At 49.7% G+C, this 12,361-nt stretch carries 11 protein-coding genes; all 11 read right to left on the bottom strand.

Features of this window, described 5'->3' with window-relative positions; translation table 11 throughout:
* Window positions 1-182: 182 nt before the first annotated feature.
* The 11 genes from AB1757_25475 to AB1757_25525 all read right to left on the bottom strand — a co-directional run bounded on the left by AB1757_25475 (window position 183) and on the right by AB1757_25525 (window position 12,361).
* Entirely contained in the window at window positions 183-521 is a 339-nt protein-coding gene (locus tag AB1757_25475) for a hypothetical protein (protein ID MEW6130410.1), read from the bottom strand.
* Between the two features lie 135 nt (window positions 522-656).
* On the bottom strand, window positions 657-1,139 hold the full coding sequence (locus AB1757_25480; protein MEW6130411.1) for a hypothetical protein: 483 nt from the start codon (window positions 1,137-1,139) through the stop codon (window positions 657-659).
* A gap of 62 nt (window positions 1,140-1,201) precedes the next feature.
* Window positions 1,202-2,341: a hypothetical protein gene (locus AB1757_25485; GenBank protein MEW6130412.1), complete on the bottom strand. Its 1,140-nt coding sequence runs from the start codon at window positions 2,339-2,341 to the stop codon at window positions 1,202-1,204.
* A gap of 147 nt (window positions 2,342-2,488) precedes the next feature.
* Window positions 2,489-3,388, bottom strand: a complete 900-nt coding sequence (locus tag AB1757_25490) for a hypothetical protein (GenBank protein MEW6130413.1) — start codon at window positions 3,386-3,388, stop codon at window positions 2,489-2,491.
* A 165-nt stretch (window positions 3,389-3,553) separates the two neighbouring features.
* A complete protein-coding gene (locus AB1757_25495) occupies window positions 3,554-7,039 on the bottom strand; it encodes a CHAT domain-containing tetratricopeptide repeat protein (GenBank protein ID MEW6130414.1) in 3,486 nt (1,161 codons plus the stop codon).
* A gap of 231 nt (window positions 7,040-7,270) precedes the next feature.
* Window positions 7,271-8,662, bottom strand: a complete 1,392-nt coding sequence (locus AB1757_25500) for a hypothetical protein (GenBank protein MEW6130415.1) — start codon at window positions 8,660-8,662, stop codon at window positions 7,271-7,273.
* A gap of 266 nt (window positions 8,663-8,928) precedes the next feature.
* Complete coding sequence (locus AB1757_25505) at window positions 8,929-9,876, bottom strand: hypothetical protein (GenBank protein ID MEW6130416.1); 948 nt, start codon at window positions 9,874-9,876, stop codon at window positions 8,929-8,931.
* A gap of 113 nt (window positions 9,877-9,989) precedes the next feature.
* Entirely contained in the window at window positions 9,990-10,568 is a 579-nt protein-coding gene (locus tag AB1757_25510) for a sigma-70 family RNA polymerase sigma factor (GenBank protein ID MEW6130417.1), read from the bottom strand.
* A gap of 38 nt (window positions 10,569-10,606) precedes the next feature.
* Window positions 10,607-11,287, bottom strand: a complete 681-nt coding sequence (locus tag AB1757_25515) for a DNA alkylation repair protein (protein MEW6130418.1) — start codon at window positions 11,285-11,287, stop codon at window positions 10,607-10,609.
* 105 nt (window positions 11,288-11,392) lie between these two features.
* Window positions 11,393-11,959, bottom strand: coding sequence for a Uma2 family endonuclease (locus AB1757_25520; GenBank protein ID MEW6130419.1), 567 nt, complete (start codon window positions 11,957-11,959; stop codon window positions 11,393-11,395).
* A 51-nt stretch (window positions 11,960-12,010) separates the two neighbouring features.
* Window positions 12,011-12,361: a hypothetical protein gene (locus AB1757_25525; GenBank protein ID MEW6130420.1), complete on the bottom strand. Its 351-nt coding sequence runs from the start codon at window positions 12,359-12,361 to the stop codon at window positions 12,011-12,013.

The raw sequence follows: 12,361 nt of genomic DNA on the forward strand, positions 1-12,361 counted from the left end.
GGCGCAGGAAGTTCATGGCGACCTGCGCCCCTTCAGAGCGCGGGAACTTTGCCTGGCGCAATGACCTGTGGCTGCACCACAGGCTAATTTCCTTTGCCCCGAAGGGGCAATATCGTTTCTTTATGGAGCTATGAGTAACTGGCAACTTGGATTATTTAATTGCAGACAAGCGAAAGCCTGGTTCACTTAATCCAGATAATTACCTTTTTTTCGTCGCCCTGTTCAGTTGCATATTTCAACAATTCGGCTTTTGCAATCGATAATTCTTTGTCGGTGATAAATTCTTTCAAGCGGTCATCATTTCCGGCAGTGCCTTCTTTTTTGCTCGGATTGTAGAAAATCGTATCGCCTTCGATGCGGGTGATTTTATCGGCATAAAACCACGATTTGCCGTCTTTTTGAAAACGATAAACCAACACATCGCCGGCTTTCACCTGTTCAAGTTGCTCTTTGGTTACAGAATTGACGCCACAGGCTATTGGCAACAGGCAAATCAGTATCAGAATAATTTTTCGACGCATTGCAATTTCTCCTCAAACAACAGGTAAATGTTTTTGTGAGGATGGGATTTGAATGTTAACGGGAAAACGGGAACGCCTTGCTGGAATGGAGATAGCTGCACAAAATTAACCTCGTGCGAAAATTTTTTCAGGTCGCTATTCATCCAGACCAATAAAATCGGCATCTTTATCACCTTCCCCATAACCGATTTCTGCTTTGCCCAGCGAAACTTCAATCATCAGCAGACCTTCAGCGACGATTTGTGGAGGTTTTTTTAATGTAGCACCCCAGTCCATCAGTCTGAACATGGCGATGCGTTTACCGTTGGTAAATTTTTCGATGTTCAAATTTAAAATCATAAGGTTGTTCTTCGCAGCATTTTCACTCAATTGCAGGGCGACCTGCATATCGTCGCCACCCTGAGTCGGCGGCATAAACAAGGTGATGTTTTTATATTGGCGCGCCTGTTCAAACTCGGTCGAAATACTGAAATCACTGGTCGCCTTCAAATTGATGGTTCTTTTTGAACCGCCAACCACTGAAAACGAGCTGATTGCTACGAAAGGGCCGCCTACATATTTATTATCCTTTCGACTAAAGGTTATGTAAGAAAGCTCTCCCTTATAAGTCATCGCCATCTTCTGTCTCCTTGTATTCGGGACGGGTTCTCGAAGCAGCCATAGTTTTCCACGCTCAATGATTATTGAATTGCGAATCCATTCAGGGGATTGCCGTAAAAAGCCTCAGTTTTCCAGGCTATCGCATTCACTTTTTCAGTTGTGCCGATAACTTTTACCGGCACAATGATGCGGTGATAAGGCAGAAATATCTGACCGGTATAAGCGGGCGCAACAAATTTTCCGTCTGCGCCGACGGTGAAATTCATTTCGCGAATCTGCGCGCCGTTGCGATAAATTTTAACTGTATAATCGCCGGGATTTTTATCTGCGTAATGGGCGTTCGGATAGTAATCGGGGTTATACCTGCCACGATTATCAATACGAAATTTATCCCACTGAAACAGCCAGCGTTTCCAAATCTGATGGGGCACGAAAGCCGCCACATAATCGGCTGCTCGTTCATCATAATCGCTCACGATGCCGCCTTTTTCTTTCGTCGAGGCAATCTGCGCGCCTTTGTAAAACAGGCGGGCTTCCAATTCATTGGCATCAATCAAACCATTGAGCCAGACACTGACTTCGGGCATGATGCCGCCGATTTCAATATCGCTATGGTGAAAGCCAATCATGCCAAACGGCAGCAACCAGTCGTGCTCGACATAAAAACTCATTTTATTTTTTTCCTGCGGGCGATAGGCGCGGCTGAATTTGCCGACTTTGAATTTACCTTGATAGAGCACTTTCTGGGTGTCCTGGTCGGTGATTTTGAATGAATAGATGCCTATCCCGTTTGTTGATTTTTTATCGAAGACGCCGTTATAAGGACTCGGACTTTGATACATCACCGTGCGGTCAGCGGCGCTAATCCCGGATTCCAGCTTTTCGCTGTACCACAACGAACCGTCCGGGTTGAAATAATCCACCGTGTAATTCAATTGTCGTTCATTGTTGTAAAACTGTTTGAAGCGAATGAGGGGAACCCAACTCGAATAATCGCGTTCGTTGGGGTATTTCCAGTATGAATCCTGAGTTTTCGCTTGAACATAAATTGAGCTTTTCAGCAATACCGGAATCGGCGTCGGAAATTGATTCTCGTAAATATGCTTCGCGGCGGATTGTATCGGCAGGGGTTGATTGGTCGATAATCGCGCCTGTCCGTTAGTGATTACCATTGCCAGTATGAGGCAGGCGAAAACGACCCGGGCTTTCCTTATTCTCATGCTAACCATTCCTCTCAGTCGAGTTCATAAAGGGAGAGCTAAAATTTTCTTCACATTCTCTAGTGGCAAGCAGAAGAAAATCATGTCGCGGAAATTTTCGGAAGCCTTTCAAGTGAAGCTTCAATCATCAGGAAGCCATCGTCGGGTTTATTGATAGCGACGGTAAACCGTCTGCACCGCCATGCCGCCGATGGATTCCTGCAATTCCAACCGGTTCGCATCGAGCGCAATGATGCGGGCTTCACGTCTGTAAGCTTGCGGCGCTTGCGCGACTTCGATGACGGTAGTGAAAAAATCGCCGTCCTGCACGCCCCATTGACCTGTGAGGTGCGGCGTTTGAAATACCCCGTTGCCCCAGTAAATCATATCTTCGGGACCGTTTTGACCGGACTCTCTGAGCCAGCGACCTTGCAACCATCGCCAGGCAATTTGTGCATCAACGAATTTGAAAAACACATACGCGGCATTTTGCACGACGGGTTTTGAGGAAAGCGTATCGCCTTCCGCAGTTGATTCGATGGCAAAAAGAAAGGTGATGGGTTTATCGGCTGCGTGGTCAAGCGAGATGACTACATAAGCGCCCTGTGCGGTCTGTAACGAATGACAGATGCCGACGGCTTTCGCTTGTCCTGAGCGGGCGATTTCGATTAATTTGCGATGCAGACGTTTGCGAAAATCAAAAGCGGGTTCATTCTCTAGCGGTGGCAGGTATTCAAAGGTGACGGCTCCTTGAAGACTTAAAGATGCGCCGAGCGGTTGAAACATCTTTTCGGCAACCATCTTTTGCGCCAGGCGATGGAGCACATTCAATAATTCATAAATTTGATCCTGCGGCGTTTTGGGTTTTTGCTCCGGCAATAACTCGACGGCGCAGCAAACCTGTTTGTGAGCAGCGCAGGTCGTGCAATAAAACGCGCCGCATTGCGAGCAATTGACATATTCGGTTGCCCAATGTTCCGGGTCGTTTTGCGCGACCGGATTACCGCCCGGAATGGTTGAAACTGAAATCAACCGTTGACACGCGCCTGCGCAATAATAGACCGGCATAAAATAATCTCCGTAGGCAGAAAGCAATGGGCAATAGTAAATATCAAACGATTTTGTCCGGCTGCCGCTTTTCGGATAATCGGCAGAATAGCCCACACTTTGAAAATTCGTTCGCCGCTTTCTCAAAAACGGAAAGCTTCAACTCTATAAGAAAAATTCAAGAAATTATTTCCAATCGCCCTGGATGGTAAAAGCTGCCCAGTAATAGGGCGACGACCAGGGTTTCTGTTTGAACATCGCCAGTTGCGCCAACCGCAAAGCCTCACTCGGTCGTTTGCCATCTTTCAACATGGCGCGATAAAAATTTTTCATCAGTTCAGCGGTCGCCAGGTCATCAACTTGCCAGAGACTCGCTACGACGCGCTCAGTGCCGGCATACATAAACCCGCGCGTCAGTCCCACCAACCCTTCGCCTTTGATCTGTTTGCCGAGCGCCGTCTGACAAGCGCTTAAAACGACGAGGCTAGCCGGGAGATTCAGGTTGTAGATTTCGTGCATACGCAAAAAACCGTTTTGCGGCTTGCCCTGTTCATCAACCAGAGAAAGCACCAGCCCGGAAAGTTCCGGGTGCTCGCTGTTGAGTAAACCGTGAGTGGCAAAATGCAGGATGCGAAAATGCGAGAGTTCGCCGCTTACGACATTTGCCCGATTGGCTTGAAAGTCTGTGGCTTTCAAGGAAGCGTTTTTAGCCGTCAGTGAGGTGATTGCCTCAGCCTCATCGCGTGAGAAAGGCAGACGGGAAAATCCGCCGCGTTCATTGATGAGAGTGAAACTTCTCATTGAATTCAGCAATTCGGCAGGTTGTGGCGCAGTCGATAACCGTTGATTTTCGACAGGCATTGGCGCTTCATCGCCTGAACGCACCCTGACAGTGAGCGGCTTATTTGAAGCTCTCTTTCCGGCGCTAAGTACACGCGGGTCGCTCGCTTCAAAGACCGGGTCGGCGATGACCGCAAGGGTTTTTTCAGCGGGCTTTCTGCCAGCGGTTTCGCGACGAATGGCTGCCAGCACTGAGGCTGATGGCAGATTGATGATTTCGCGTTCGGCAATCAGCGGTCGGTAGCCGATAGTCCGGGGTTGGCTATGAATTACCGGCTGTTGATTGGCAGCAGACCGGTCACCTGCTGTTTGCTCACTGACGACCGTCGACGGGCTACCGACCACTGGCACGGGCAAAGCCGAGAAGGGAATATATTCAAGCGCGCCGGAAGCGACGATAGCCAGTCGTTTGCCTTTCCACTCATTTTGAAATTTGGCGGCAAGTTGCCCGAAAAGCAGTTGACTAAGCGATGAGGAAGCGGTTTGCCATTGGGCATCGGCTTGATTGACGCGGGATCGATACTGCGTCGCGTTTTCACCTTTTCGTGGCTGTCGGGCGATGAGCAATTCATAGACCTTGCGCGCGGCGGATTCGATTTCACGGCTGTTTGATAATTGATAACTGTCGATGGTTGTGCGCGTGACCGCCCACAGCCAGCTCTGGTTTTCGCCAAGCGCAAACTCCAGCAGCACGGTCTGGTCATCAAGTTGTTGTTGAATCTCGGTTGCTGAAAGCGGTTGAGGTTGGGTGAGCGCCGCATAGCGTGGACTGTTTCGGCGAATTTGCGCCTGCACTTCCTGATAGCTGATCAAGATGTCGTTCGAGGCTTTTTCGGCGGCGGCTTTTTGTTCCTGAGTGGGGTTGCTGCCGAGCAGTTGGGTCAATTTTTCCGAACTGGCGTTGAGCGATTTTTGCAAGGCGCGCTCACGTTCGAGCAACGCCAGATCAACCCCTTGGCGAATATCAGCGCGGGCTTCCGCGAGCAATTCCAGCAGAACGCGGGCGCGAATGCGTTCACTGGTATCGAGCGCCATTGCATTATAACCGGAAGACGGGTTTTGTTGATGCATCAACATCAACAGGGAAACATAGAATTCGTAGGTCTCCTGCATACGCGCAACATAAGTGGCGCGCAACCCGGCATCAGCGATGTTTGCCCGCAAGGATTCAATGATCGAAAGCGCCGCCTGGCTCTGGGTTCTGGATTCGGCTAATTGTCCACGGTCGCGTTCAACCCGCGCAATATTTAATAAGTTTTCAGCTTCGCCGAGCGGGTCGTTCAATTGTTTGCGAATTTCCAGAGAGCGCCGCAGGCAATCGAGGGCTTTTTCTGCGTTGCCGAGTTTATGCCAGGCGCGACCCGCTTGGTTGAAAGCTGAAGCTTCGCCCCGGCGGTCGCCCAGGGCGACGCGAATCTGGCGGGATTGTTCGTGATAATCCAGCGCCTTCTGAGGGTCTTCCAACTGGTAATAAATGGCTCCGATATTGTTGAGCGCCATCGCTTCACCGCCGCGCATTTTGAGGCGACGAAAAAGCGGCAGCGCCTGATTATAGTATTCCAGCGCCTTAGGATTATTACCTTCCGCCCGATGCACGTTGCCGATATTGTTGAGCAACTGCGCTTCTGCAACCACATTGTCGAGACGGCGACTGATGTTGAGCGACTGTTGATACGAATCGAGCGCTTTGGGGTAATCGCCCAGGTCTTTATAAATGATTCCCATATTATTAAAGACCATCAGTTCAAGCACTGCATCTTTGACCGCCTGACTGTTCAGTAATGCCTGCTGGTAGTTTTCCAAGGCATTTTGAAAATCTCCCAAATCCCGGTATGTCAAAGCCAGACCGTTATAAATTGAGGCTTCACCCGGACGATCCCCGATAGCTTTAAAAGCAGCCAGGGCTTGTTCATAACAATTCAGCGCTTCCTGTTGATTTCCCAGTTCGATTAAGGCGTGCCCCTTAACTTGCAAAGCGTTGGCTTTTCCTTTGAGATTGCCGATGGCTTCATGGATTTTTAAGGATTGGTCAAAGTATGAAATCGCTTCCTGTGCGCCTTCAACGATAAGGTACGTTCGACCGAGTTCCCTTAGCGCCTGGGCTTCACGCAATTGATTGCCCTCGGCGCGCGCCAGTGACAAGGCTTGATTGATATATTCGCGGGCTGTCTGCATTTTTTCGTTCAACGACAGGTAAGCTTGCGCGACCAATAAAAGCGCGTAAGCTTCAAGCGAAGGTTGCCGGGCTTCACGAGACAAGGACACTGCGGTTTGGAATTTCTCAATCGCTTCGCGGATAGAAGCCGTCTTGGCTTTTGCAAAGAGCGGTGTTCCTTCACTGATATTTCGTTCGGCTAGGGCACGGGCTTTAGCCTGCGCGGTGGCTGCCTGTATCGGCGTGATATGGATTTCGTACCGGCTGGCGGGCGCAGAGTTGTGTTTTGCGCGAATCTGTACCTGATACTTGCCCGAGGTTTCGGCAAGCAGGGAAACCTCGTCATTGGTGGTTTCCGCCAGCTTCTGCATATCGGGAGCCATAATCGTCATCACCAATTCAAGGCGGCGCTGCTGTTTGATGGAGATTACCGTAAACTGCCCTGCTTCAATCGTGAGCGTATAGGTATGGGTTTGGCCGCCTTGCAGTTCGCGTTCGACGGCTTTGGTGGGCGAAAGTTCCTCTACGGATTCTGCTTGTTGTAGAGGCAGGTGGTGTGCGGCGCGAGAGACCGGAACCCCCAAAGCAAGCCCAAGCCACAAGATCAGCAAACTCCAGAGCAACCATTTGATTTGTCTGAGTAATGTCGGTCGGGGAAAGAATATTGATTGAGTCACGATATACCTCCTTACAAACCTCGAAATCTTTCGTAAGGCAATACGGTTGATGGTGAGGAAACGAATTGCTTGATTTTAATAAGTGTTCACATAGATTGCACGGAGCGAATATTTTCCGATTAATAAGCTAGCACTCAAAGAAATCTTGCGCCAGACACACGATAAATTGGCGCAAGATTTCTTTGAGTGATCAAGCTGCCGGGTTTCCAACGACCAAACAGTATAACCCGATTAATTTCGTATTCGCGAAGCTTTCTGTTGTTGTTTGAGTTGCTCGCGTTGCTCTTTCACACGCTGCATCATTTCGGGATTGCGCGCGAAATTGATGCTGCGTTCCTCAGGCTGATTGAAGGCATCCGCATGGAGATAGTAGCCGCGTTCGCGCTCGCGCTTGGCTTCTTCAACCGGAATGCGGTGTTTGTTGGCGTAAGCATCCTGACGAACGCCTGTGACTTGCCAACTGACTTCAACATTCGGCGCGTTGGTTTTGATGCGGAAGAAATTGCCTTTAATTTTTTCGGCAACGATGGCTTGCGCAAAGGTGCCGATGACCGTGAGTTGATAACGGAAATCGCGATTTAAGGCTTCAAAATAATCGGGCATCTGAACGATTGCTTCGCCGGTTGCGTCGGTAATGATATTGCCGTTGTAAATGTTCATCATCTCGGGCGATTCAACGAATGAGTGATAGAGGTATTTATTTTCCGGGTCGAGCGGGTGATCGATTTTGAAGGAGCCGCCGCCTTTGGCGAGATTACCTGAGACTTCAACATCGCCAAGAAATTCACCTGCAAGTCCGGCGGTTGCGCCGCCTGCGCCGCCGCCGGGAATCGCCACAATACCTCTGCCGCCCTTTTTGCCCATGCCTACGCCGAGTGCGCCAACCGCGAAGAGTCCATCGCCACCGTTCCCGGCAGTGCTCACGCCACCAATCAAACTGCCACCGGTGCCGCCCGAACCGTTGGAAGCGGAACCCCCAAAGCCAACCACTCCGACGCCACCGGGAGAAGTAGCGCCGCCAGTGCCGCCGGTGCCGCCAAGCGCTAATAACCCTGATCCACCGCCAATCATTGCATTGGCATTGCCACCAACAGCGAATAATGACGGACCGCCAGCCGCCGTGTTGGTTACTGTGATGACTCCGTTGCCGTTAGAAACATCGCCGGTAAGGATTAGCGGGATAGCCACGCCGAGCGGCGAACCGTCGGTGCCATTGCCCTGAAGCGATGTATCATGCGCCACCGAAAACAGCGCCGCGGCAGCCGAGGTTGTCTGTACACTGCCGTCAGGGAATTTATAGCCGCCAAGCGTGGTTTCAATCATTCCTTGAACTGTTAGTGGTGAAGTGGGCGCGCTGGTGCCAATTCCGATCTTGCCGAATTTGTCTTCAAAGATGTTTGAATCGCTGATAACAAAAGTGGTTGAACTTGATGTCCCGACCCATTTTGAGAGTCGCCCCGGGGTGCCGCTACCGGTTACCGGACTGCTGGTTGCCGCCAACAGGGAGGGTTGCGCCTTCTTCCTCATTTCAGGTTTAGGTTGGATAACGTTTTGAGCGAGGCTAATGTTAAGCGCCAATACAACCATCACAGTGAGCAAAACTAAGCTCTTTAATCGTTTCATAAATTGTTACCGTTCCTTTCAGGGTCTAATGGGTTATTTAGGGAGAGCGAAGATTCATCCACATTTTCTAGTGGCAAGTGGGCGACAATCATGTCGCGGAATAGCTGCGGCAGGTTAAAAATTTCTTCTCTAGCGGAAAGCGCAATCAGCTAAAACCAGGATGGTCTTGCTACACCTTGATGGAAAGCAATTCGCGGAATTTTTTTTGCGGGAATCAAGCGACACGATGTTCTTAATCGGGCGGCATTAACCCTGCCCATCAAAATTTATTGCCGGATGATTCGGAAAAAATAACGGTTGAGTTCTTCTGCCCCCTGCGTCGCGGTTGTCGAGGAAAGCGACAAAATATAATCAGCGGTTGCCAGTTTATCGGCTGGGATACGAACTGCAACCATCGCCCGGTTTTTGATAACGCCACTGCTGAAAACCTGTAAGCCTTCGACGGTTCTTAACGAGACTTGAAATTGTCGCGCCGCGGTTTCTTCAACCGGGATTTTTAAAAGAACGGCGCTGGCGTTTTTCGGAAGCTTCAACACCTGCGGTTCGCCGCCGCCGCGCGTCAGCATTTTCGGAGTCAGCAAAAATGAAACCACCAGAGGCGCTTCAGTAGGTTTCGCTGGAAGCGGTTCATTTTTATCCGGCGATGGCGGCGCGGCGCGCAAACGTTCGAGTTCAGCCGCCAGTTTGTCATTTTGTTGGCGCTCGCTGGCAATCGCTTTTTCAAGCTCTTCGGCGCGTTGTTGCTCAAGGGTTTTTGCCTGATCGAGTTGATGGATTTGTTCACTGAGTCGCGCCCGTTCGTAAACCAACCAACTGCCGGCGGCAATCAACAAAAGCATTGCTGTTGCCATTGCCCAACCCCATCGAGGAGTTCTAAGCATTGCCAGCAATGCAGACCACCACGACAGGCGATGCCCGGAAATCGTTGAGGTTTTGTTATCGATGGTATCAACCGCCTGCGCCAGCGTTCTGGCAAATGCCACACGCTCGCGATGCACCGGCGATGCCAGATAATTTTTCTCAAACAAAGTTTTCTCTTCGGCTCGCAGTTGGTTGCGCACATAAGCATCAACCAGTTGATTTTCAATCGCCCAGACCTGCTCAAAGGTTTCGCTGTCGGCGAAAAACCTGTCTTCGAGCGATTGCATCTCGTTTTCAGGCAAATCACCAAGCAGATAACGACTGATCAAATTTTCCTGAATGGTTGTTTTCATTACCCGTTTGCTCATTCGCCGGGAAACCCGAACGAATGAAACCCCTCTTTCTACTGACTACTGGCAAAACCTGCGAATTCATGTCGGAAGAAATAAATATTTTCGCGCAACCCTCATTTCATACATCGCTTGACGCAATTTTCAAGTTTATTGCGCACCCGTTGGGCGCGGCTTCGTAACGCATTGAGCGGAATGCCGAGCCGTTCGGCAAGCGCCAGACGATTATCAATTTTGTCGCGTTTTTCATCCCGATAATATTCAAGAATCAACTGTCGGCTCTCAACCGGCAATTGATTCAGGCAGTGTTCAAAACATTCGCGTTGCCGGTCGGCATCGGCATTTTCAGTAAGGTTTTCGGCGGCATGTTGTAACTCATCGAGACTGACTGAACGCTGGTCAGGATGTTTCAAGGTTTCCAGAAAAAGCAGCCGCGCCACCCCTCGGCAATAGGTGGCAATGTCGCGAATCTCTTCTCCCGCTTCGATTTTTTTGATGACACGATTGAAGGTTTCATCGGCGCACTCTTCGGGAAAATGTGCGCCCCGCCAGTCGAAAAATTTCACCAGCATCAAGCGGAGCGTTTCATATTTTTCTCCGGCGCGGTCCTGGTTGGCGTCCAGATAGGCGAGAAATCCGGCAAAGGCATCCGCCGTCAGCGTCCATTCGGACTTGGAAACTGAAGGGCTATCCATGAATCTCCTTTACCAGATAAATGATCATTGTGTGCTGCTCAAATTCCGGCAGCCTTTCGCTTTCGATGTTCAGCAGCTTTGAGGATGTATTGCCCGGCATCCGGAGTTTTGCAATTGGTATCGCCATGATCGACTTCAACTTTACCGATTTTTTTGGCTACTGCGAGCGCCCGTTTCTGCAACTTATCGCGCAGACCGATGGCAATCAGAGCATTGTTCATTGAATGGCGCACACGATTTTTGCGCGAATGAATGTCGCGTTCGATAGTTTCAAGAAATGGTTCAAAATAACTATCAGGCAAAGCCTTATTCGCGGCAGTCACCGCCAGCATCAGCCAGCCGGTTTGTCCTAAACATTCGCTTTTTGCGTCGCGCCATTTCTCCGACAATTTTTGGGCAAGCGGGGACGCCGCCGCCAGTTTGGCAAAGGCATCGCTAATCACATTGTTATTTAAATCTTTTGCCCAGCTTTCAAATTCTTTGGCGGTAAATTGCCTGGGGTCGGCTATCAGAGTAGCCAAGACCTGCGCGTCGTGATTTCCCGTAGCCCAAAGTTTTTTGGCGAGGTCTTGATTGATCTTAATCTTTTTCTGAAGCGCATAGAGCGCGGCGTAACTCACGCCGAACATTTCATTGGTTACGCCATGACGCCGGTAAGTTTTTCTGGTCTGCTCACTGCCTGCGGCTTCCAGTTGTTGCATCACTTCCTGAACATCCATAGAAGTTTCCTCGTGGTTTAAATAAATGGGGTACGGGTAAACCAATTTAAAATAATAGCCTGAATCATTACATAACGGATTTTTGCGAGCGCCTGCAAAGAGGCGCTAATCCAAATCCACAAATATATCTGCAACTTTGCAAGAAAAGTTTTTCAAAACCGATGACCGAAATGACTCTTTTTCTTTGAGTTTTGCCGTAAGCATTAAAACTTTTTCGTTGAGATGATAAATTTCAACGGTGCGAGCTTTGGGGTCAACGATCCAATATTCCTGAACGCCATACTTGCCATACAGATGGCGTTTGGCAACGCGGTCGCGCCGACGATTTTCCGCGCCCGGCGAAATGATTTCGCCGACGAGTTCCGGCGCGGCTTTCAACTTGCCGCCAACTAAAATCTTTTCTTTAGTTTCATGGGTTACGAATACGAGGTCAGGAATCACGCCGCTATACCTGCTGAAAATAACTCCTGCGCCGGTAGCGAGAATTCCTATGGGATTTTTATCAAGGTATAGATTTATCAGATGACCCAATTTCATAATGACAACCTGGTGTGCAAAATCCGGCGCTTTAGACACAAGCAGTTCTTCTTCTATGAGTTCATAGCGATTACCGTCATCGGGCATCAATTCCAATTCGTCTATGGTGATAAATCGTTCGATTCGCGCTGCCATTTTGACCTCTTATTTTGTCGCTATTGTAACACGTTCGGTTCACGCGCTTCATCAAGCATTGCCAAGCGCCTCGCGCGCTATCGCATCATCAACCTCGATTTCCATACGCAGCAATGCTGCGCTGTAGGTTTTACCCTGCGCATCGGTCTTCAAAGAAATCGTGCCACCGCCATCCAGGCTATTGTGCAAAAGAAAATTCAATGCTTCGAGATTCGGCACCTCAAAGCGTTCGACTTCGCCGAAACAAATTTCTTTGAAATGTTCTTTGACGCGCCCGGCGGTCACTTGTTCAACCAGTATCGGATAATAGTTGCTTTTGAGCGCAATCAATCCGACGTTTGCCGTATCGCCTTTATCTCCCGAACGCGCATGCGCTAAATGAACTAATTTTATTTTTGCCAT

It is taken from the genome of Acidobacteriota bacterium, from assembly GCA_040754075.1.
Classification (GTDB): Bacteria; Acidobacteriota; Blastocatellia; order UBA7656; family UBA7656; genus JBFMDH01.

What these genes read in the sequence shown, in the direction of transcription:
- AB1757_25475 (MEW6130410.1), bottom strand. Translation starts at nt 521, where the DNA reads ATGCGTCGAAAAATTATTCTGATACTGATTTGCCTGTTGCCAATAGCC.
- AB1757_25480 (MEW6130411.1), bottom strand. Translation starts at nt 1,139, where the DNA reads ATGGCGATGACTTATAAGGGAGAGCTTTCTTACATAACCTTTAGTCGA.
- AB1757_25485 (MEW6130412.1), bottom strand. Translation starts at nt 2,341, where the DNA reads ATGAGAATAAGGAAAGCCCGGGTCGTTTTCGCCTGCCTCATACTGGCA.
- AB1757_25490 (MEW6130413.1), bottom strand. Translation starts at nt 3,388, where the DNA reads ATGCCGGTCTATTATTGCGCAGGCGCGTGTCAACGGTTGATTTCAGTT.
- AB1757_25500 (MEW6130415.1), bottom strand. Translation starts at nt 8,662, where the DNA reads ATGAAACGATTAAAGAGCTTAGTTTTGCTCACTGTGATGGTTGTATTG.
- AB1757_25505 (MEW6130416.1), bottom strand. Translation starts at nt 9,876, where the DNA reads ATGAAAACAACCATTCAGGAAAATTTGATCAGTCGTTATCTGCTTGGT.
- AB1757_25510 (MEW6130417.1), bottom strand. Translation starts at nt 10,568, where the DNA reads ATGGATAGCCCTTCAGTTTCCAAGTCCGAATGGACGCTGACGGCGGAT.
- AB1757_25515 (MEW6130418.1), bottom strand. Translation starts at nt 11,287, where the DNA reads ATGGATGTTCAGGAAGTGATGCAACAACTGGAAGCCGCAGGCAGTGAG.
- AB1757_25520 (MEW6130419.1), bottom strand. Translation starts at nt 11,959, where the DNA reads ATGGCAGCGCGAATCGAACGATTTATCACCATAGACGAATTGGAATTG.
- AB1757_25525 (MEW6130420.1), bottom strand. Translation starts at nt 12,361, where the DNA reads ATGGCAAAAATAAAATTAGTTCATTTAGCGCATGCGCGTTCGGGAGAT.